Genomic DNA, 21,265 nt, shown 5'->3' with positions numbered 1-21,265 from the left:
CATGTCGGTCGTCCAGTTCACCGCCGAGTCGCCCTACCTGCGTCGGGCCCGGCGGGCCGCACCCACCCACCGGCTGTTCTGCCTGCCGTACGCCGGTGCCGGTGCCTCCGCCTACCGGGACTGGCCGGCCGCCCTGCCCGACCACGTCGAGGTCGTGGCGCTCCAACTGCCGGGACGTGAGGACCGGCTCCGGGATCGGCCGTTCACCCGGATCGAGCCGCTGGCCCGGGCGGTCGCCCAGGTCGTGCGACCCTACCTCGACCTGCCGGCGGTGTTCTTCGGGCACAGCAGCGGCGGGTTGCTCGCGTACGAGGTGATGCGGGTGCTGGCCGGTCGGGTCGCGGCCGACGGGCCTGATCTGCGGCTGGTCGTGTCGGGCTGTCCACACCCGCGACGTCGCTCCCTCGGCCGTCCGGTGGCGGATCTGCCCGAGGACGAGCTGGTGGCGGAGATCGCCGCGCTCAACGGCACCGCCATGGAGGTCATCGACAACCCGCAACTGCTCAGTCTGGTGGTGCCCGCGTTGCGGGCCGACGCGGCGATGACGGAGTCGTACCGGTTCCGAGCCGGGGCGCTGCTGCCGTGGCCGGTCACCGTGTTCGGTGGCGAGTCGGATCCGCACGTCGACCCGGCCGACCTCGCCGGTTGGGCGGACTACACGAGCGCGCCGTCGCAGGTGCGGTTTTTCCCCGGAGGCCATTTCTTCCTGACCGAATCCGCCGCGGCGGTGTACGCCGCTATCGCATCGGAGTTGACGTGAGCGAATCGTCGTCCCAGCCGGAAGCGGTGACCGTCGACCAGGTCGCCGCCGAGATCGTGTCCCCCGTGTTGGGCGTGCCGAGCGTCGCGCCCGACGAGGACTTCTTCGACCACGACGCCACCAGCCTGCACCTGGTGCGGATGGCTGCCGACGCGTACCAGCGCTACGGCGTGGAACTGCCGCTGCCCGAGCTGTTCGACGAGCCGACCGCCCGCGGCCTGTGCCGGCTGATCCGGGAAGAGCTCGGAGCGGCTGCCGGGACGCCGTGATGAGTCTCGCGCTGTACTGGTTCATCCCGGCCCACGGCGATGGTCGTGACGTGGCCAAGTCGGCCTCCGGTGAGCCGCTGGCCCGCCCGCCGCGACGCGACCCGGACCTGGCCTACCTGACCCAGGTGGCGCTGGCCGCCGACGGGTTGGGCTTCACCGGGGCGCTGGTGCCGTTCGGCATGTTCTGCGAGGACCCCTGGCTGGTCAGCGCCGCGTTGGCCACGCAGACGACCCGGTTGCGGTTCATGCTGGCGCTGCGCACCGGGCTGATCGCGCCGCCGCTGGTCGCGCAGATGGCCGCCACCCTGCAACGGATCAGCGGCGGGCGGCTGCTGTTCAACGTGGTGACCGGCGGGGACCACGACGAGCAGCGCCGCTACGGTGACGCGTTGCCGCACGACGAGCGCTACGCGCGTACGGCCGAGCTGCTCCAGGTCCTCGACCAGGCGTGGGCCGGGCGTGAGTTCGACTTCCGGGGCGAGCACTACCAGGTCGAGCGTGGCCGGTTGACGCGTCCGTACCCGCTGCGTACCCCCATCTTCGTGGGCGGTTCGTCGCCGGCCGCGCAGGCGGTGGCCGCCCGCCACGCCGACGTCTACCTGGCCTGGGGGGAGTCACCCACCGGCCTGGCCGAGCTGATCGGCGCGGCCCGGCGGCTCGCCGAGGAGCACGGCCGGACGCTGGCCTTCGGCACCCGCTACCACGTCATCGCCCGGGACACCGCCGACGAGGCATGGCAGGTCGCACAGGAGTTGCTCGACGGCATGGAGCCGAGCCGGATCGCCGAGGCGCAGGCCCGGTTCCGGCGCTCCGAGTCGGTGGGGCAGCGCCGGATGACCGCGTTGGCGCAGAGCGCGGTGGGGCTGACCTCGCACCCCAACATCTGGGCGGGTTACGGCCTGGTCCGGCCGGGGGCGGGAGCGGCGCTGGTCGGCAGCCACGACGAGGTGGCCGACCGCATCGCCGAGCTGCACGCGTTGGGCGTCGACCATCTGATCCTGTCCGGTCAGCCGCACCTCGAAGAGGTCTACCGGTTCGGCGAGGGAGTCCTGCCCCGTCTGCGGGCGCGTGGCCTGGTGACCGAGATGGAGCCGGCGCGATGACGGCGGTCCGCGCCACGGTGAGCCCGGCGGCGTCCACCGTGGTGGCGTCCCCGCCCCGGGTGGGGGTGGTGGTGGGCAGCGCCCGGCCCGGGTCCCGGACCCGTGGCATCGCGCTGGCGTTCGCCGCCGCGATCCGTGCCGGGCTGGAGCCGTCGAACGGCGACCCAATGGCCCAGTGCGACGTGATCGACCTGTCCGACCTGCTGCCCGCGCTCGGCCTCCACGTGCCCGGGGTCGATCCGGTCGCCGCCGACCCGGTCACCCGGGCGCTCGCCCGTACCCAGGCCGCGCAGCTGCTGGTCGTCGCCAGTCCCACGCTCAAGGGCAGCTACTCCGGTGTCCTCAAGCACTTCCTCGACCTGCTGCCGAGGGCCGGGCTGACCGGCACGGTAGCGGTCGGGATGATGACGGCCGCCAGCGCCGAGCACCGTTTCGCCGTCGACCTGCACCTGCGGGCCCTGCTCGTCGAACTGGGGGCGCGGGTGCCGACCCGGGGTCTGTCCGTGCTGGAGCGTGACTTCGAGCGGTTCGACAGCCACCTGGACCGGTGGCTGTCGGAGAACCTGCCGACGTTGTCCGCCCTGCTCGCCGGGGCCCGTTGACGGGGGCGGTGAGCCCCGGCGCGATCTGTGCGGCGACGCCCCGCCCGGTCCGACTGGTCAGGCCCTCGCCTCGGTGACCATGGCGACCAGGGCGGCCTTGTCGATCTTGCCAACTCCGGTACGTGGCAACCCTCCGACGACGACCAGGCGGTCGGGCAGCTTGTAGTCGGCGACTCCGCGTCCGGTGAGCCAGTCGCGTAGCGCCGCGAGCGTCGGCGGTTCACCGGCGGCCACCACGGCCGCGCAGGTCTTCTCGCCCAACACCGCGTCGGCGATCCCGATGACCGCCACCTCCCGCACCTGATCGTGGGTGAGCAGGTGTTCCTCGACCTCCTCGGGTGGCACCTTCTCACCGCCCCGATTGACGACGTCCTTGATGCGGCCGAGCACCACCAGCCGGCCGTCGGCGTCGAGGCGTACCCGGTCACCGGTGCGCAGGTACCCGTCGGCGGTGAAGGCGCGGGCGTTGTAGTCGGCGGCCCGGTAATAGCCGCGCAGCACGGTCGGCCCCCGGGCGAGCAACTCGCCGCTCGCGCCCGGTGACACCGGGCGGTCCTCGTCGTCGACCACGAGGATCTCGTCGGCAGCGGACAGGGGAAGGCCCTCGGTGCTCGTACGGACCTCCAGCGGGTCCTCGCGCCGGGTGAAGACCAGCAGCCCCTCGGCCATGCCGAACCACCGGGTGATCGTGCAGCCGAGCGCCGCCTCGGCCCGCTGGGCGACGGCCGGTGCCAGTGGCGCACCGCCGACCTCGATGGTCACCGCCGACAGGTCGGCGCCGAAGACACCGGCCAGGTCGGACCAGAGCGGCAGGTACGCGGGCATGAGGGTGGTCAGGGTGACCTGCTCCCGGGCGACCAGCGGGAACACCTCGTCCGGGCTGGGACTCGACGCCAGCACGGCCCGTCCGCCCACCCGGAGCGCGCCGAGCAGGCCAGGACAGCCGAGCGCGGCATTGTGACTCACCGGCAGGGCGGCCAGGTAGACGCCGTCGGCGTCGAAACCCATCTCGGCCGCCGTCGCCCGGATCTGGAAGTCGTAGTCCCGATGGGTACGCGGGATCAGCTTCGGCGTGCCCGTGGTGCCCCCGGAGAGCAGGAAGAAGGCCACCTCGGCCGGGTCGACGTCGACCCGCACCGGCGGGCCGTCCACGGCGGACAGCGGGGTGAACTCCCCGGCGTCGTCGTCGGCGATGAGGATGTGACGCAGCGACGGCACCTCCTTGCGCACCTCGGCGGCGAGCCGCCGATGGTCGAAGCCGGCCACCGTGCCCGAGGTCAGGTAGGCGACGGCGTCGGTGTGTGCGCAGAGGTACGCGATCTCACTGCGGCGGTGGGCCGGCAGCGCGAACACCGGAAGGGCACCGAGCCGGAACGCGGCGACGGAGACCGCCGCGAACTCCGGGACGTTGGGCAGCTGCACCACGATCCGGTCGCCGCGCCGGATGCCGAGACGGTGCAGACCACCCGCCAGGCGGTCGGCCCAGGCATCCAGGTGGGCGTAGCTGACCGTCCGAGATCCGCAGACCAGCGCCACCCGGTCCCCGTCGGTGGTGGCCACCTCCCGGAGCAGATCGGCGAGCGTCGCGTCACGCCAGTAACCCGACCGGCGGTAGCGTTCGACCGCCTCCGGTGGCCACGGCTCACAGCCGTCCAGCACCGCGCACCTCCTCGATCGGTTGCCGGGCCGATGCCGACAGGACCCAGCCCAGCGCCTCCGGTAGGTGGTCCTGCCAGGTGGCGAACGTGTGCCCGCCTGGACCGGCCACATGACGGACCGGATTGCCGGCGGCGGTCAGCGCGTCGGCCAGCTGTACGCTCCAGGCGCGGATACGCGGATCGTCACCCTCGGCCGCGTACACGTGGAACCGGGTGCCCGGGGCGGCGTCGCTTCGACGCAGCAGCCAGCCGGGCTCCTCACCGGCTGGCGACCACCACAGCGGACCGGACAGGGCCAGCACGCCGTCGACCATCCGTGGGTGCCGCACGGCCGCGGTGACGGCGGCGACGGCACCGAGGCTGGCACCGGCTGCGACGACCCGTACCCGATCTGGGTCGAGCCCGAGCCACTCACAGGCCAGCGGCACCGCCTCGGCCATCAGCGCGTCGACGAAGGCGACCCCCTCCGACAGTTCGGCCTGGCGTGTCGACCAGTCGGGGTGGGAGACGAACAGCGCCGGAGTCGGTGGTATCCGCCCGGCGTGGGCGAGGTCGTCGAGGACGCCCGGCGCCCGCATCACGTCGACGAAATCCGACCCGTCCGGGGCGACCAGCAGGGTGTCTCCGGCAGCTGGCGAATAGCCCGGCGGCACGTACAGGTCGACCCGCCGGAGGGTGCCCAGCAGTTGGCTGCGCCACTGTCGCCGATGGACGACACCGGTCGGCCGCTCGCCGTCCTGCCGCAGCCGCTCCAGCGCGGCGGCGTACCGGGCCACCGACGGGTGGTCGAAGAGCAGCCGCAGCGGCACGTCCCAGCCCAGGTCGGCGCGGAGCCGATCGGTGGCGTGCACCACGAGCAGCGAGTGTCCGCCAGCGGCGAAGAAGTCGTCGTGCACCCCGACCTGCCGGCCCAGCACCGCCGACCAGACCTTCGTGACCTCACCCTCCAACGAGGTACGGGGTGAGCCGGAGTCCGGGGCCGCCTCGATCCGGGGCTCCGGCAGGGCGTCCCGGTCGAGCTTGCCGTGGATCGACAGCGGGAGGGTCGGCACCGTCTCCACGACCGCCGGCACCGCGTACGGCGGCAGCAGGTCGGCGAGGTGGCGGCGGATCTCCTCCGGATCGGTGGTGGTGCTGTCGTCCTCCGGCACGAAGTAGCCGACGAGGACCGGGCCGGTCTCCGCGCGGTGCACCTTCGCGGCGGCGAACCGCACCTGCGGGTGCGACCGCATCGCGTGCTCGATCTCCTCCAACTCGATCCGGTACCCCCGGATCTTCACCTGGGTGTCCGCCCGGCCGCCGAACTCCATCACCCCGTCCGGACGTTGCCGCCCGAGGTCGCCGGTGCGGTACATCCGGGAGCCGGGGGGACCGAACGGGTCGGGCAGGAACCGGTCGGCGGTCAGGTCCGGTCGGCCCAGGTAGCCACGCGTGACCCCCGCGCCGCCGATGTAGATCTCGCCGCGTGTGCCCCGGGGGACCGGCCGCATCCGGGAGTCCATGACGTACCAGTGCACGTTGGCGACCGGTCGACCGATCGGCACCGGCCCGGTCATCTCCCCGTCGTCGAGGTCGTCCCCGGTGAGGACGGAGGCGATCACCGCGGTCTCGGTCGGACCGTAGACGGGCATGAGACGCCGTGGTGGCTCACCGCAGTGCAGGGTGTTGAAGCTCGACGTGGCGATCACGTCGCCGCCGGAGACGATCCGGCGCAGCGGGGCCAACCTGGCCACGCCCCGGTCGATGGCCAGGTCCAGCAGCGGCGGGACGAGGAAGACGACGGTCACCTGGTAACGGTGCACCAGCGTGGCGAGATCATCGGCGAGCACGTCGACCGGCGCGCTGATGGTGGCCGCGCCCGCGCACAACGGCGCCAGCAGTTCGAGAGTGGCCACGTCGAAGGTGTGCGGGGCGAGCTGGAGCATCCGGTCACCCGGTGCCAGGGCGAGCCAGTGCCGGGCACCGTGGAAGAAGTTGGCGAGAGCGCCGTGCGGTACGGCCACCCCCTTCGGCGTACCCGTCGAACCGGAGGTGAACAGGACGTTGGCCAGGTCGTCCGGGCCCAGCTCGACCTCGGGTGGCGTCGGCGGTTGACCGGCGACGGCCGGGTCGTCGGGTTGGTAGTCGCGCACCGGCACCTCGTCGGTGGCCAGCAGCGAACCCAGGTCGTCGGCGACCAGGAGCGCCGGGCGGGCCTGCTGGAGCGCATGGTGGATGCGGCGCGGCGGGTGGGTGGGGTCCAACGGAAGGTAGGCGGCACCGGCCTTGAGGATGCCCAGCAGTACGACGACCCGGTGGACGTCGCGTCGTCGGCACACGGCGACCACGTCGCCCCGACGGATCCCCGTCTCACGTAGATGTCGGGCGTAGCGGTTGGCCCGCGTGACCAACTCGGCGTACGAGAGGCAACCGGTCTCGTCGACCACCGCCACCGCGTCGGGATGCCGGGCCGCCTGGTCATCGATCATGGCGACGGGCGAGTGGAACGGGACCGGTTCGACCGGCCCGGCGGCCAGCCGTGGTTCGGGCCGCTCCACCGGGCGGACGTCGGACAGGGCCCGGTCGGGCTGCTCGACGACCGCGACGGCGAGGGCGTTCATCCGGTCGAGCAGGGCCCGCATGTCGGCGGTGTCGTAGCTGGCCGACCGGAAGATGACGACGAGCGCGAGCGTGTCGTCGAGCAGTGTGGTGTGCACCTCCACGCCGAAGCGCGGCCCCACCGCCATCGGTGGCTCGTCGCCAGGTCGGTCGAGGGCCGCCGCCAACTCGTCGCCGGAGTGAGCGGTGTGCACCAGCAGCACGTCGGACAGCGGGTTGCGTCCGCCGTCGGACTGCCCACCCATCGTCGGGACGACCAGCTCGTAGGGGGTGTCCTGATGCTGCTGGGCGGTCATCGTCTCGGTGCGCATCCGGCGCAGCAGCGTGCGGAACGACGGGTCGTCGGTCGCGTCGGCCCGCAGCATCACGGTGTTGGTGAGCAGACCGACCAGGTCGGCCATCTCGGCCAGCAGCCGGCCGGTCAGGCTCGACCCGAAGACCACGTCACCGCTGGTGGTGTAGGGGGCCAGGCAGGCCGCGAGGAGGCTGGCGACGGCCGCGTACGGGGTGACCTGTTCGCTGGCGGCCAGCCGGAGCAGACCGGCGGTGACCTCCGGATCCCACCGGGCCGTCACCATTCCCGCGTCGGTCGAGGGGCTTCCGGAGGTCCTGCGGGGGCTGGTCGGCAGTTCCAGTGGTGGGGCACCGGCCAACCGCTCCTGCCAGTACCGCAGCTTCTGGTCGAGCACCTCGCCGGTCAGTTGGCGACGCTGCCAGTGCGCGACGTCGGCCATCTGCGCCGCCGGTTCGGGCAGGGTCTCGTCCCGGTACGCCGCCCGCAGCTCGCGGGTCAGCACCGCCCGGGACCAGGCGTCGACCGCGATGTGGTGGCAGGCCAGCAACACCGTGCAGGCGGTCCGGTCGCGGACCACGATGCCGCGCAGCACCCTCCCGCCGGCCAGGTCGAAGGGCTCGGTGTAGACGGCGGAGAACAGCTCGGAGGTACGCCGCCGCGCCGCGTCGTCGGTCAGGTCACGCAGGTCGTGCCAGGCCAGAGCGGGTGGGTACGGGGCGATCACCACCTGGTGTGGAGTGCCGTCCGGGCCCGCCTCGTAACGGGTACGCAGGGCCTCGTGGCGGCGGATCAGCGTCGCCACGGCCTGCTCCACCCGGTCACGGTCGGCGTCGGCGGCCAGCCGGACGCTGATCGGCACGTTGAACGCGTGCTGTGCCTCGCCCAGCTGGTCGAGGATCCAGAGCGCCTCCTGCCCGTGGGTCAGCGGTGCTGGCGCGTGCCGGTCCGCGTCCGGTCGACGCAGCGGCGACGGCCCGTCGTCCCGGTCGGCCAGATGGCGGGCCAGGTCACGCACGGTGGGGAAGTCGAAGAGCGACGCCAGCGGCAGGGTGATGCCGGTGGCGTCCTGGACCCCGCGCAGCACCGGCAGCGCCAGCAGGGAGTGACCACCGACGTCGAAGAAGCTGTCGGTGACGGTGAAGTCGTCGATGCCGAGCACCTTCCGCCACACCTCGCCGACCAGGCGTTCGTAGCCGGCGACCCGCTCCGGGTCGGGCGCGGCCTCGGCCCGACGCAGGCGGGCCAGCAGCGCGGCGTGATCCGGCTCGGCGGGCAGGTCCGGTGCGACCTCGGCGTGCTCGGGCAGTGCCGCGCCACCGACCGCGCGGGCGGCACCGGCCAACACGCCGGTGAGCTGTTCGGGCGCGGTGTCGACGAACGCGGCGAGCCGGGTGCGCCCACCGGAGCGGTGGCTGACCACCGCCGCCCGGCGCACCCGTGGGTCGTCGGTCAGTACCCGTTCCACCTCGGCGAGGTCGACCGGGACACCGCCGACGGTCACTCGGCGGTCGCGGCGGTCGAACCAGCGCAGGTTGCCGTCGGTGTCGACGAACGCCCGATCGCCGGTGTCGAACAGGCGCCCACCCGGCGGTCCGAACGGGTCGGGTCGGTACCGCTCGGCCGTGCGGGCGGGCTGCCCGTGGTACCCGACGGTGACGCCCGACCCTCCGAGGTAGAGGCGTCCCACCATGCCCGGCGGCACCGGGCGCATCCGCTCGTCCAGCACGTGGGCGGTCGCGCCGTCGACCGGCGTACCGATGATCCGAGGCTCACCCGCCGGGGCGGTGCACGCGGTCGCGATCCCGGTCGTCTCGGCGCGGCTGTGGGTACGCCGTACCGGCTGGGGCACCGGCAGCTCGGCGAGCGCCACCGGGTCACCGGCGACGACGACGGTGTCGACCGGATCCAACGCGTCGGGGTCGGCGTCGATGACGTCGGCCAGTTGCTCGGCGGTCAGCAGCAGGGTCGACGGCGCGTGCCGGGACACCTCGCCCACCACGTCGCCGCTGTCGGCCAGCAAACAGGTCCCACCGGCCCGCAGGACGGCCCAGAAGGCGAGCGGGAACCCGTCGAGGAGCAGCACCGGCTCGTCCGGTCCCAACTCGACGCCGGCCGACACGGCCGCGAGATTGCCGTGGTCGACCAGCACCGGGCCGTCCGGGGTGACCTGGAGGACCGCCACGTCCAGCGGCGTCGGCCAGTCCTCGCCGGGGTCGGCGTCGAGAGCCGCCACCGTGTCGGCGTGGTGCGTGACGCCGGGGACCGGCGGATCGCCCGGGTCGACGAGCGTGTAGGCCGCGCCGCAGCGTAGGACGGCGAGCGCGTCGACGATCGCCTCGGGACGGAGCGGTCCGGACACCGCCACGACGTCGCCTCGACCGACGCCCGCCTGCCGCAGCCCGGCGGCCTTCCCCTCCGCCGCGTGCACGAGTTCGGCGTAGGTCAACGCGCCGGAGTCGGTGGCCACCGCCTCGGTGTCGGGGCGGTGCCGCGCGTGCTCGGCGATGGCCGCGAGCAGCGTGACCTCCGGGGCGGGTGGCGGCTCGGCGGGCAGTCCGGCGGCCAGGTCACCGGTCAGCGGCAGGTCGAACAGGGGCGTGTCCGGCTCCCGGGCCACCTGCCGGGCCAACGCCACCAGGTGGTCGCGGAGCCGTTCGATGGTCGGCGCGGCGAACAGGTCGGCCCGATAGATGAGCAGGCAGGAGAGCTGACCGTCGACCACGGCGGTCTCCGCGTCGAGGTCGAAGTGACTGGCCACGACGGCGGCCGTCTCCTGAGGTTCGAGCCGGATCGCCCCGTCGTCGTCGGCCGCCGCGCCGGTGAACTCCTGATGCGCGATCACCACGTTGAACACGGGCTGTCGGTGCAGGTCGCGTCGGGGCGCGAGGTCGGCGACGACATGGTGGAACGGGGCGTCCGCGTGTCGCATCGCCTGGAGGACCTTGGTGCGGACCCGCCCCAGCAGTTCCCGGAACGACGGGTCGTCGGTCAGGTCGACCCGCAGCGCGACGGTGTTGACGAAGTTGCCCACCACGTCGGTGAGGGCGGCCATGGTGCGCCCGGCGGTCGCGGTGCCCAGCAGCAGGTCACGCTCGGACGTCCAACGGGCCAGCAGCGCGGCGACCAACGCGGTGGTGGCGACGAACCCGGTCGCGCGGGCCGATCGGGCCACGGCGAGCAGGTCGGCGGTGACCTCGGCGGGCAACATCATGGTGGCCACGGCCGCGGTCGCGGTGGTCATCGGCCCCGGCGTGAAGTCGGTAGGCAGCACCAGCGGGGTCGAGGTGGCGAGTTCGTCCCGCCAGTAGGCCACCTCGGCGTCGAGCGCCTCGCCCCGCAGCCAACCGCGCTGCCAGGTGGCGAAGTCGGCGAAGGTCACCGGTAGCCGGGGCAGTTCCGTCCCGGAGTGCAGCGCGGCGAGGTCACGTGAGATGAGCCGTACCGACCAGCCGTCGGCGACGATGTGCGGGATGGCCAGGCACACCCGGTGTCCACCGCCGGGTGCGGGTGCGCCGACTCCGCGTACGAGGCGACCGCTGGTCAGGTCGAAGGGTTCCCGCATGACCTCGGCGACCAGCTCGTGCCACCGGTCGTCGTCGACCGTCTCGTGCCAGCGCACCTCCGGCAGGTAGCCGGGGCCGACGCGGAGGGTCGGCGCGTCGCTGCCGTCGGCCTGGAACCGTAGCCGCAGCGCGTCGTGCCGGTCCACCAGTGCGGTGAGAGCCGCCTCGAAGCTCGTCCTGGTGACCTCGGGGGCCAGCCGCAACGACAGCGGGACGGTGTAGGCGGTGTTGGCCGCGTCGAGCTGCTGGAGGAACCAGAGCCCTTCCTGCGAGTACGCCAGCGGGGCGCTCTCCGGCGCCGGGTCGGCCGGTAGCAGCGGCGGTTTCCGCGTCATCGCACACCCTTCGGATAGTGGCGGACCCCGGCACCGAAGTAGCGTTCCCGCTGGGTGCTCTCGGCCGGGTCGTAGGCGGTACGGAACAGCCCTCGGCGCTGCAACTCCGGCACCAGCAGGTCGCAGATGTCGTCGATCGCGACCGAGGGTGGGCAGGGCACCAGGTTGAATCCGTCGACGTCGGCGATTTCGAGCCACTGCTCCATCCGGTCGGCCACCTCCTCGGCCGTGCCGAACAGCATCATCGGCGCGTCACGGCGGGCCCGGCGGGGCCGGGAGGCGATGTAGCGGATGTCGCCGACGGTCCACTCCCGGTCGGGGCTCAGCCGACGCAGGAAGTCGAGGAAGGAGTGGCTGGCCTGACCACGGATGTCGCTGACCGGGGCGTCGTCGGGATACGCGGCGATGTCGAAGTCCATCCAGCCGCACCACTTGGCCAGCTGTCCCTCGCCGCTCCACAACTGGGAGTAGAGCTTGGCCCGGGCGCGGGCCTGCTCCCGATCGGCGCCGACCATCGTCATCGAGCCCTGCAACGCTTTGATCGACCGGGGATCGCGGCCCGCCCGGCTCGCCGCCTGCCGCAGCTCGGCGACCTTCTTCGCCCCGGTCTCCGGATCGGCCAGGGTGAGGAAGACGACCTCCGCGTGGCGGGCCGCGAACTCGATGCCCCGGGGTGACGCGCCCGCCTGGAACAGCAGTGGTGTCCGCTGTGGTGACGGCTCGCACTGGTGTGGGCCCCGGACGGAGAACCACTTCCCGGCGTGGCCGATCTCGTGCACCCGGTCCGGGTCGGTGAAGGTGTCGTTGGCCGCGTCGCGGACGACCGCGTCGTCCTCCCAGCTTTCCTCCCACAGCGCCCGCACGACCTCCACGTACTCGTCAGCGCGGTCGTAACGGACGTCGTGGTCGAGGAACTCGCCCATCCCGTTCTCGGCCGCCGACCGCAGATAGGAGGTGACCATGTTCCAGCCGACCCGGCCGTCGGTCAGGTGGTCGAGCGAGGAGAACAGTCGGGCTGCCTGGTAGGGCTGGTGATAGGTGGTGGAGTAGGTGACCGCGAAGCCCAGGTGCCGGGTGACCGCGGCCATCGCGGGCAGCAACAGCGTCGGATCGATCATCGGGACCTGCACACCGTGCCGGACGGCCGCCGCCCACGACCCCTGGTAGACGTCGTAGAGGCCGAAGACGTCGGCGAAGAACAGCGTGTCGACGCGGGCGTCCTCAAGCCGTCGGGCGAGCGCGGTCCAGTGGGACAGGCTCTTGTAACCCTCTGCGGTGCGGTCCTGCGGATCCCGCCACATGCCCTTGAACTGCGGTGCGGGCGAGCACTGGGTGAACACGGCGAGATGCATGCGTGTTGTCCCCTCGTCGGGCCGAAGATCGAGCGAAGTCTACGGTCGACGCCCGTCTAGGACACCGGTGTGCGAGCTGCGCGCAACCGCACTGGGCAGGGACGACGATTAGCATCCGGGCTGTGGCCGTTCTCGATCCACCGCTCGACCGCATCCCCACGAGCGCCGTCCTGATCGGCGGGGACCACGTCCCGTCGGCGACCGGCGGCATCTACCGTCATCACTACGCCGCGACCGGTCGACCCACCGTCGAGGTGGTCGGCGGCGGGGCGGCCGAGATGTCGGCGGCGGTCGCCGCCGCCCGTTCCGCCCTGCCCCGTTGGTGGGCGATGCCGCCCGCCGGTCGACGCGACGCGCTGCTGCGACTGGCCGACCTGATCATCGAAGACGCCGAGACGCTCACCGAGTTGCAGGTCCTGGAGATCGGCCTGCCCCGTCAGTTCGCCGCCGCCACGCCCCAGGTGGCCGCCGACTTCCTGCGCTACAACGCGGGCTGGATCGACAAGTCCGGCGGCGAGGTGGTGGCCGGGGCGGTCGGTCACGGCTGGAGCCACACCCTCGACGAGCCGTACGGTGTGGTGGCCGCCCTGCTGCCCTACAACGGCGCGGTGGCCATGCTCGGGCAGGTGCTCGGGCCGGTGCTGGCGGCCGGTAACGCGGTGGTGGTGAAGCCGTCCGAGTTGGCACCGTTCACCGCGGTGCGGATCGGTGAGCACTGCCGGCGGGCGGGCCTACCGACCGGCCTGGTCAACGTGGTCACCTCCGACGCCGTCGGGGGCGAGGCGCTGGTGCGTACCGCCGGGGTCGACAAGATCCACCTGACCGGCGGTGTCCCGACCGCCCGCCGGATCCTGACCGCCGCCGCCGAGCGGCTCACCCCGGCCAGTCTCGAACTCGGTGGCAGCTCCGCCCACCTGATCTTCGCCGACGCCGACCTTCGGGCGGCGGCCCGGCAGGCCCTGTCCGGTGCGGTGATCCTCAACGGGCAGGCCTGTGCGCGGGCCAGCCGGATCCTGGTCGAGGACTCCGTCTACGACCGGGTGCTCGACCTGGTCCTGAGCCGGCTGTCGAAGCTGGTGGTCGGCGACCCGCAGCGGCCGGGCACGGTGCTCGGCCCGCTGGTGTCCCAGGCGGCCGTCGACCACTGCACCGAGGTCATCGACCGGGCCCGCCGGGACGCCGCCGTGGGCAAGTTGGTCATCGGGGGCGAGCGGCTCGGCGGCGACCTGGCTGACGGGTACTTCGTGGCTCCCACCGTCTTCTCCGGCGTCGAACCGGCCGCCGAGCTGGTGCAGGAGGAGGTCCTGGGGCCGGTGCTGGCCTTCTCCCGATTCTCCACCGAGGACGACGCGGTGGCCGTGGCCAACGGCACCCGCTACGGGTTGGCGGCCTACCTGCACACCACCGACCTGCGTCGGGCGCACCGCCTGGTCCGGGCGTTGGACGCGGGGGCGGTGTGGGTCAACGGCTTCTCCGGGCTGTCCCCCGCGACGCCGTTCGGGGGGACCGGGCACAGCGGGTACGGCCGACTCGGCGGCCGGGCCGGTGTCGAGGAGTTCCGGCGTCCGAAGGCCGTCTGGTTCGGCCGCTGAGCGCGTGTAGAGCAGGGCACACACGCTCCTACCGAGACGTCACCGCCAGCGGGACCTGGTGGTGTCCACGCAGGTTGAAGTGGGGGCGGAGTACCGCCTCGCCGGCGGGTTCGAGCGAGTCGACGCGGGAGGCCAGCCGCTCGAACACCACCGTGCCCAGAGCCCGCGCCAGCACCGTACCGAGGCAGGTGTGCGGGCCCCCGCCGAAGCTGACGTGCGGGTTGGGGTGGCGGGTCAGGTCGAGCCGGTCGGGGTCGGCGAAGCGCCGTGGATCGCGGTTGGCCGAGGCGAGCAGCAGCAACACCGCACGGTCCTTACGGATCGTCCGGTCGGCGATCTGCACCGGCGCCGACGTGAGACGGGCGACCCACTGGATCGGCGCGTCGTAGCGCAGCAGTTCCTCGACCGCGTTGGCCGCCAGCTGCGGCCGACCACTGAGCTGCCTCCAGGCGTCGGGATGCCCGGCCAGAGCGGCGCAGCCTCCGGCAACCAGGTGGATCGTGGTCTCGAAACCGGCGAAGAGCAGGAACACCGCGTTGTCGACGATCTCGTCGTCGGAGAGCACGGTGCCCTGGTGGCGTACCCGGGTGAGACGGGAGATCAGGTCGTCACCGGGCACGCGGCGTCGGGCGGCGACCAGCTCGGCCACGTAGTCGCGCAACCAGCCGATCGCCTCGTGCTGCGCGGCGATCCCACCTTCGGCGACGTACGGGATGAGGATGAACGCCCGGCCGACGTCGATGGCCCGGCGGACGATGTCGGGCCGGTCGGCAGCCGGTGCGCTGAGCAGCTCACACGCGACGGCGGTTTGCAGCGGTAGGGCCAGGTCGGTCATCGCGTCGAATCCGCCGCGCTGTACGGCGTCGTCGAGGAACCGGTCCATCCACGTGCCGACGTCCGCGGCGATGGCGCGTACGGCGGCCGGGTTGAGGGCCTGGGCCATCAACCGGCGAACTCGCACGTGGTCCTTGCCGGGCAGCCGGGGCACGATCCGGGTGAGCGCGGTGTCCGCCCGGCCACCGGCGACCGAGTAGGCCAGCCGCAGCAGGTTCGACTCACCGGTGGCGGCGAAACCGTGCCCGAGCCGGGGATCGCGCAGCAGCTCGGCCACCTCCGCCCATCGGGGCACCACCCAGGTGGCCGGGCCGCCCCGGCACACGGCGGCCTGTTCGCGCAGGCGGGCATAGGTCGGGTACGGATCGACGAGCAGCGCCGGATCCAGCGCGTCGAATCTGGCTGCGGTGACGGGCACCGTGACCTCCAGTTGAGTTCCCTGATCGCGGCCGACCCGCGCCGGAGGATCAGGCCGCCTCATCGGCCGCCGTCGTCCGGTGTCTCACCGACCAGCGACGCCCCGAGCGCGGCGAAGGACTGGCGGCCGGCCACGAAGTGTTGAGCGGCGGTCCGCATGTCGCGGAAGCGGCGCTGTAGCGGGCACGAGTCGTAGACGGCGGTGCCACCGGCGAGCCGGTAGGCCGTGTCGACGACCGCGGTCGCCTCGGCGATGAGATGTGCGGCGGTGGCCCGGGTGCGTGCCCGGCGACGTGCGGGTGACGCCTCGATCTGTTGCTCGGCCGCCCGTGCGGCGTCGAGCAGGACCGTCCGGGCCGCCCGACAGCGCACGTCCGCCTCGCCGAGCTGGTCCTGGAGCTGCGGCGACCGGGACAGCGGCACCCGGCTCAACGCCGGTCGCTTCCCGGACATGACCAGCTCGATCAGCTCTGTGGTGGCACCCTCGGCGATACCCAGGGCGACGGCGGCGATGATCAGACTGGACGTGGCGACCCGGTCCGCGACCACCTCCGCCCCCGGGTCGGTCCGCGACCCGGTGAAGCCGCGGTGGTCCGGGCAGAGCGCCCGGGTGACCGTGACGTCGTGGCTGCCGGTGCCGCGCAGGCCGAGCGCCTGCCAGGAGGGCTCGATCGTGACAGCGGACGCGGGCAGCACGACCATCCGGCTCGACACCTCGCCGTCCGGCCCACGGGCCAGGCTCCTGCCGTCCTGCACGGCGCAGTTGAGATAGAACCAGGACGCGTGCCGACATCCGGAGACGAAGGGCCAGCGACCGCTAACCTGCCATCCGTCCGCAGTCGACGCGGCCCGTCCCTTGATCGCCACCGCGCCGGCCGCCACCACGTCGGGTCCGTCGGCGTAGACCTCGGCGGCTGTCTCCGGACCGCCACAACCGATGATGAGCTGCGACAGCGCCACCTGGCCGACCACCCAGCCGACCGACGGGTCGGTACGGGAAAGGGCGGCGAGCACCGGCAGCACCTCGCTGACGGGCAACTCGTCGCCCCCGTACCGGGCCGGCACGACCATCCGGAACAGCCCCGCCGTGCGCAGGGCGGTCACCGTGTCGGCCGGCAGCTGGGCGCTACGTTCGGCCTCGTCGGCACCGGCGGTGAGCGCGCCGACCACCGCGTCGACGCGGTCGAGGGCATCGGTCCGCACGGTGGATCAGGCCCGGTCCGTCACCGGAGCCGAGGGTGCGCCGTCCCGCTCCGCGATCCGCTCCAGCACGGTCTCGACGACCAGGCCGACGGTGGTGATCCGCCGGGCGGTCTGCTCGTCGATCGGCTCCAGGTCGAACTCGTCCTCCAGGGCGAAGGCCAGTTCGAGCAATGCCAGCGAGTGGTATCCGAGATCCTCGACGAGCCGGGTATCGGGTCCGAGGTCGTCGTTGGGCGCGGGGGCGAGATCACGCACGATCGCCGTGATCTGGTCGGCCGTCACGGTCGGTTGGCTCATCACTGCTCCTCGGTCAGGGTGGGGGATGGTCGTGCTGCCTCGGTGCGGGCGAGTTGGCTGACCGCGTCGCCGACCGGGTCGTCGGGCTGCCGTCCGAACCGATCCGCGAGGTACCCGAAGTCGCGGACGAAGGCCCGCGCGGTCGTGTCGTCGAAGAGCCGGTCGGTGTACCGGAGCTGGACGACCAGCGAGTCGCCGATCGGCACCACGAGCAGTTCGAGGTCGAAGCGGGTGTTGCGGGTCTGCGGCTCCAGGTCGGCCAGGTGGTCACCGCGCATGTCACCACGGGTCGTGCCGGGGTCGAGCATCTGGAAGACCACCTGGTCGGCCCGGCCGCTGGGGGACTGCACGATGCCCGGCGGCAGCATGTGGAACGGCAGGTCCTGGTGCGGCAGGGCGCGGATGGTGGCGCCCCGGACCCGCCGCACCAGCGCGGTGAACGGCTCGCCGCTGTCGACCTGGCTGCGCAGTGCCACCTGGTTGACGAAGAAACCCAGGGTGTTGGCCACCTCGGAGCGGGCCCGGTTCGCGAAGAGCGAGGTCACGGTCAGGTCCGCCTGGCCGGTGCGCTGGTGCAGCAGGGTGTAGAAGACCGCCAGCAGGACGGCGAACATGCTGGTCCGGTGGGTCCGCGCGAGGGCGCGCAGGGACCGGACCACCGGCTCGGCCAAACGTACGCGGGCCGAACCGGAGTCGACCGGCTCCGGGTTCCGGACCGGCAGCATCGGCAGGCTGGCTCCGTCGAGGGTGTCCCGCCAGAACGTGTCGAGCCGACGGCGGCTCTCCCCGGCCAGCCGTTCCCGCTGCCACTGCGCCCAGGTGGCGTACTGCCAGGTGACCTCGGGTAGATCGGGCGGTGTGGCCTCCGCGAGGGCTTCGTAGATCGTGCGCAGGTCGCGCAACACCAGGCCGTTCGACGAGTGATCGGTGATCAGGTGGTGCATGCTCAGGCAGACGACGGCCCGGTCGGGCAGGCGGTAGAGCGTGGTGCGGGTCGGCCACTGCTCGACGGGCACTCGCTGACGCAGGTCGGTGGCGAGCGCGTCGCGCAGGGCGTCGACCGGGTCGCGTACGCCGGTCAGGTCGACGACGTCGAGGTCCGGCTCACGGTTCGGGCAGACCTGCTGCATCAACTGGCGGCGACGCTCGACCAGTCTCGTCCGCAGTGCTTCGTGGCGGTCGCCGAGCAGGGTCAACGCCTCGCGGAGCCGACCGACGTCCACCGTGTCGCGCCGCAGCAACACCTGCTGCGTGAGGCTCCGCCGGCCGCCCTGGTAGTGGTCCATCAACCAGAGCAGTCGTTGGCCCACCGAGGCCGGCGATTCACGCATGGCCGGAGCGTAGGTCGGCGTCGGTCGGATACGCACCGCTGAGAAGGCCGTACACCATCTCAGCGGTCCGCGGCGTCGCGGGCGAGCGCCGCACGGAGGCTGCGCGGCGTCATGTCCGTCCAGATCCCGGCGATGTGGTCGAGGCACTGCTGCCGTGAACCGGCCGTGCCCTCCCGCTGCCAGCCAGGGGGCAGCTCCTGGTCGTCGGGCCAGATCGAGTACTGGTCCTCGTCGTTGTGCACGACGGCGAACCGGTACCGCTCGCTCTCCTCCATGATGGGCGCTCCTTTCATCTGCCGGTCGACCTGGGCGCGGGCTCCAGCGCGGCCGGCATCGTCTTGATCCCGTTGACGAAGTTCGACTGCAACCGGACCACCGGGCCGGCGAGTCGCAGCCGGGGCAGGTAGGGACGGATGGCGGTCAGCAACTCGGCGAGTTCCAGTCGGGCCAGATGGGCGCCGAGGCAGAAGTGTGGGCCGATGCCGAAGGCCAGGTGCGGGTTGTCGGGGCGGTCCGGCCGGAACCGGTGCGGGTCGGCGAACACCCGCTCGTCCCGGTTCGCCGAGGTGAAGTAGAGGACCACCTTGTCGCCCTCGGCGATCCGGGTACCGGCCAGTGTGGTGTCGCGGGTCGCCGTCCGGCGGAACTGGGTGATCGGGCTGACCAGGCGCAGCAACTCCTCGACGGCACCCGGTCCGGACGCGTCGACGCGCTCGTCGATCAGCAGGGCCAGCGAACCGGAGATCAGGTGCCGGGTCGTCTCGTTACCGGCGACGATCAGCAACAGCCAGATCTGGCAGAGCTGGGCGTCGGTGAGTCGGCGTCCCTCGACCTCGGCCGCCACCAACGCCGAGACGAGGTCCTCCCGGGGCCGCCGCCGACGGTCGCGGACCAGTGCTGCGGCATAGGCCAGTGCCTCGCCCAGCGCCTGCCGGTACGCCTCGATGTCGCCACCGCCGAACTCGGGGTCGTCGAAACCCACCAGGTGGTTGCTCCAGCGCAGCAGCAGCCCCCGGTCGGCCGGTGGCAGGCCCAGCAGGTCGGCGAGCACCAGCAGCGGCAGTTCGGCGGCGAGGTCGCGGACCAGGTCGATGTCGTCGCCTGCCATCGCCCGTGCCACGGTCGACCGGGCGTGCCCGCCCACGTCCGCCGCCAACCGCTGGACCGATCGTGGGGTGAACGCGGGGGAGATCGCCCGGCGGATCCAGGTGTGCTGCGGGGCGTCCATGTTGACCAGGAGTTGCCGGGCCCGTTCCAGGTCGGCCTTGGTACGCGGGTCGACCAGGAACGCGCCCCGGCGACTGGACGAGAACTCGTCCCGCCGCCGACAGACGTCGACGATCTCCGCGTGGGTCGTGACGGCCCAGAAGCCAGTGCCCCGCTGCACCGTCGACCCGGCGGTCGAGCGGCGGACGAGAGTCGGTTCGGTGACCCAACCGACCGGCTCCTCGCGTCGGCGTCGGGCGAACTCGTCGTGCGGAACCCCCCGCGCGTAGGTGGCGGGGTGCGCGATGTCGGCTGTGGGCAGGCTGACGTTCATGAGCCACCGCCCGGCAGGTCGGCCAGCATCCGCCGGACGAGTTGTTTGCGGAGCTTGCCGGTGTCGTCGCGGGGCAGCGCGTCGACCAGCCGGTACGCCCGCGGCACCTTGAATCCGGCCAACGTCTTCCGGGTGTGCCGGTCGAGGCGTTTCGGCAACTCGTCGGCGTGGTCCGGCTCGGCGGCCACCACCACCGCGACCACCCGCTCGCCGTACTCGTCGTCGGGCACCCCGACGACGGCCGCGTCCCGGACCTCCGGATGACGCAGCAGCACCGCCTCGACCTCGGCGGCGTGCACGTTGACCCCGCCGGTGACCACCACGTCGCGGGCACGTCCGGTCAGGTAGAGGTATCCGTCGCCGTCGAGGTGACCGATCTCCCCGACGGTGAACAGGTCGGGGGCGCGATGCGCGGCGGCGGTCTCGGCCGGGGCGTTGTGGTAGTGGAACCCGCTCCCGCCGATCCGTCGCGCGTAGACGGTGCCGGTCTGCCCGGCCGGTAGTGGGCGTCCGGCCGGGTCCAGGATGACGATCTCGTGCGGGGGCAGCGCCCGGCCGACGCTGCCCGGCCGCTGGCCGGCCTCGACCGAGTCGATGACGGTGAGCGCCCCCGACTCGGTGGCGCCGTAGTACTCCAGCAGCACCGGACCCCACCACCTGATCATCCGGTCCTTCACCTCGACCGGGCAGGGGCCGCCGCCGTGCCAGACCAGCCGCAGGTCCCGGGGGGTGAGTTCGTCGCGTACCGCCGGGTCGAGCGCCAGCATCCGGACGAAGTGGGTGGGCACCAGATGTGCCGTGGTGACCCGGTGTCGGGTCATGGTGGACAGCGTGCGGACCGGGTCGAACCGCTCCTCGATCACCAGGGTGCTGCCGCGCAGCAGGGGCAGCAGCGCGAAGAAGAGTTGCGCGGAGTGATACCAGGGGGCGACGACGAGCGTCCGTCCCCCCGCCGGGAGCCGCAGCGTCCGCGCGGCGTAGTCACCCAGGCGGCCCACGCGGGAGAACGGGGCGTCGGCGACGAAGAGTCGATTGGCCACCCCCCGGGGTCGGCCGGTGCTGCCGGAGGTGTAGAGCAGCAGGGCGCCGCACCGCTGGCCGTCCGGCTCGGTGGTGTCCGGGGTGGGCGTCCGGTCGTCGATCACGAGCGGGCGCGGGCCGTCGCAACGGGCCACCGCGTCGGCGGCCACGGCGGCGCGGGGTGCGTCGACGACCAGCAGACGACACGCGGCGTCGGTCAGGATGTGGGCCACCTCGGCGGCGGTGAGGTGCCAGTTGACCGGCACCACGGTCGCCCCGAGGTGCAGCCCGGCCAGCACCACCTCGAAGGTCTCCCGGCGGTTGCCGGCCATCACGGCCACCGCGTCACCGGCTGCCACCCGGTGCCCGCGCAACTCGGTGATCCACCCGTTGACCCGGTCGTTGAGCTCCCGCCAGGTGGTCGAGCCGCGCTCGTCGACCAGCGCCGTCTCGGCTGGCGAACGTGACGCGAGGTCGATCAACAGCTCCGCCATGT

The 21,265-nt window shown here is 72.7% G+C and carries 15 protein-coding genes; 5 read left to right on the top strand and 10 right to left on the bottom strand.

Annotated features, from left to right (window positions below):
• The first annotated feature begins 1 nt into the window (after position 1).
• Genes FF096_RS05540 through FF096_RS05525 form a run of 4 tightly spaced genes read left to right on the top strand, consistent with a single transcriptional unit; the run spans position 2 to position 2,734 of the window.
• Positions 2–760, top strand: a complete 759-nt coding sequence (locus FF096_RS05540) for a thioesterase II family protein (protein WP_155215243.1) — start codon at positions 2–4, stop codon at positions 758–760.
• The gene (locus tag FF096_RS27005) at positions 757–1,029 is read left to right on the top strand and encodes an acyl carrier protein (RefSeq protein WP_196222465.1); all 273 of its coding nucleotides are present in this window, start codon (positions 757–759) and stop codon (positions 1,027–1,029) included. The genes FF096_RS05540 and FF096_RS27005 overlap by 4 nt, the downstream gene beginning before the upstream one ends.
• Positions 1,029–2,132: an LLM class flavin-dependent oxidoreductase gene (locus FF096_RS05530; protein ID WP_155215241.1), complete on the top strand. Its 1,104-nt coding sequence runs from the start codon at positions 1,029–1,031 to the stop codon at positions 2,130–2,132. Before FF096_RS27005 ends, FF096_RS05530 begins: the two co-directional genes overlap by 1 nt.
• Positions 2,129–2,734, top strand: coding sequence for an NADPH-dependent FMN reductase (locus FF096_RS05525; RefSeq protein ID WP_155215240.1), 606 nt, complete (start codon positions 2,129–2,131; stop codon positions 2,732–2,734). The genes FF096_RS05530 and FF096_RS05525 overlap by 4 nt, the downstream gene beginning before the upstream one ends.
• A 57-nt stretch (positions 2,735–2,791) precedes the next feature.
• Here FF096_RS05525 and FF096_RS05520 read toward each other — a convergent pair whose 3' ends face one another.
• The 3 genes from FF096_RS05520 to FF096_RS05510 are packed head-to-tail and all read right to left on the bottom strand — an operon-like array spanning position 2,792 to position 12,535.
• Entirely contained in the window at positions 2,792–4,393 is a 1,602-nt protein-coding gene (locus FF096_RS05520) for a (2,3-dihydroxybenzoyl)adenylate synthase (protein ID WP_196222473.1), read from the bottom strand.
• Positions 4,377–11,183, bottom strand: a complete 6,807-nt coding sequence (locus tag FF096_RS05515; RefSeq protein WP_155215238.1) for a non-ribosomal peptide synthetase — start codon at positions 11,181–11,183, stop codon at positions 4,377–4,379. Before FF096_RS05515 ends, FF096_RS05520 begins: the two co-directional genes overlap by 17 nt.
• Positions 11,180–12,535 (bottom strand): LLM class flavin-dependent oxidoreductase, encoded by a 1,356-nt coding sequence (locus FF096_RS05510; protein WP_155215237.1) that lies wholly within the window; start codon positions 12,533–12,535, stop codon positions 11,180–11,182. The genes FF096_RS05515 and FF096_RS05510 overlap by 4 nt, the downstream gene beginning before the upstream one ends.
• 122 nt (positions 12,536–12,657) lie before the next feature.
• On the opposite strand from FF096_RS05510, the gene FF096_RS05505 reads away from it, so the two are divergent.
• Positions 12,658–14,127 carry an aldehyde dehydrogenase family protein gene (locus FF096_RS05505; RefSeq protein ID WP_309222739.1) on the top strand — a complete coding sequence of 490 codons (1,470 nt, stop codon included), beginning with the start codon at positions 12,658–12,660 and terminating at the stop codon, positions 14,125–14,127.
• A 28-nt stretch (positions 14,128–14,155) separates the two neighbouring features.
• On the opposite strand, the gene FF096_RS26520 is transcribed toward FF096_RS05505, so the two are convergent.
• The 7 genes from FF096_RS26520 to FF096_RS05470 are packed head-to-tail and all read right to left on the bottom strand — an operon-like array spanning position 14,156 to position 21,263.
• Positions 14,156–15,379, bottom strand: a complete 1,224-nt coding sequence (locus tag FF096_RS26520; protein ID WP_309222738.1) for a cytochrome P450 — start codon at positions 15,377–15,379, stop codon at positions 14,156–14,158.
• A 59-nt stretch (positions 15,380–15,438) separates the two neighbouring features.
• Positions 15,439–16,581 (bottom strand): acyl-CoA dehydrogenase family protein, encoded by a 1,143-nt coding sequence (locus FF096_RS27205; protein WP_309222737.1) that lies wholly within the window; start codon positions 16,579–16,581, stop codon positions 15,439–15,441.
• A gap of 6 nt (positions 16,582–16,587) precedes the next feature.
• Positions 16,588–16,878: a phosphopantetheine-binding protein gene (locus tag FF096_RS05490; RefSeq protein WP_155215235.1), complete on the bottom strand. Its 291-nt coding sequence runs from the start codon at positions 16,876–16,878 to the stop codon at positions 16,588–16,590.
• On the bottom strand, positions 16,878–18,209 hold the full coding sequence (locus FF096_RS05485) for a condensation domain-containing protein (RefSeq protein ID WP_155215234.1): 1,332 nt from the start codon (positions 18,207–18,209) through the stop codon (positions 16,878–16,880). Before FF096_RS05485 ends, FF096_RS05490 begins: the two co-directional genes overlap by 1 nt.
• 59 nt (positions 18,210–18,268) lie before the next feature.
• Positions 18,269–18,484, bottom strand: a complete 216-nt coding sequence (locus FF096_RS05480) for an MbtH family protein (RefSeq protein WP_155215233.1) — start codon at positions 18,482–18,484, stop codon at positions 18,269–18,271.
• 14 nt (positions 18,485–18,498) lie between these two features.
• Positions 18,499–19,749, bottom strand: a complete 1,251-nt coding sequence (locus FF096_RS05475; protein ID WP_155215232.1) for a cytochrome P450 — start codon at positions 19,747–19,749, stop codon at positions 18,499–18,501.
• Positions 19,746–21,263, bottom strand: a complete 1,518-nt coding sequence (locus FF096_RS05470; RefSeq protein WP_155215231.1) for an AMP-binding protein — start codon at positions 21,261–21,263, stop codon at positions 19,746–19,748. Before FF096_RS05470 ends, FF096_RS05475 begins: the two co-directional genes overlap by 4 nt.
• Positions 21,264–21,265: the final 2 nt, after the last annotated feature.

The organism is Micromonospora sp. CP22 (assembly GCF_009712475.1).
GTDB lineage: Bacteria > Actinomycetota > Actinomycetes > Mycobacteriales > Micromonosporaceae > Micromonospora.
Note: the sequence above shows the minus strand (reverse complement) of the source record. Positions and strands in the feature narration are given on the sequence as shown.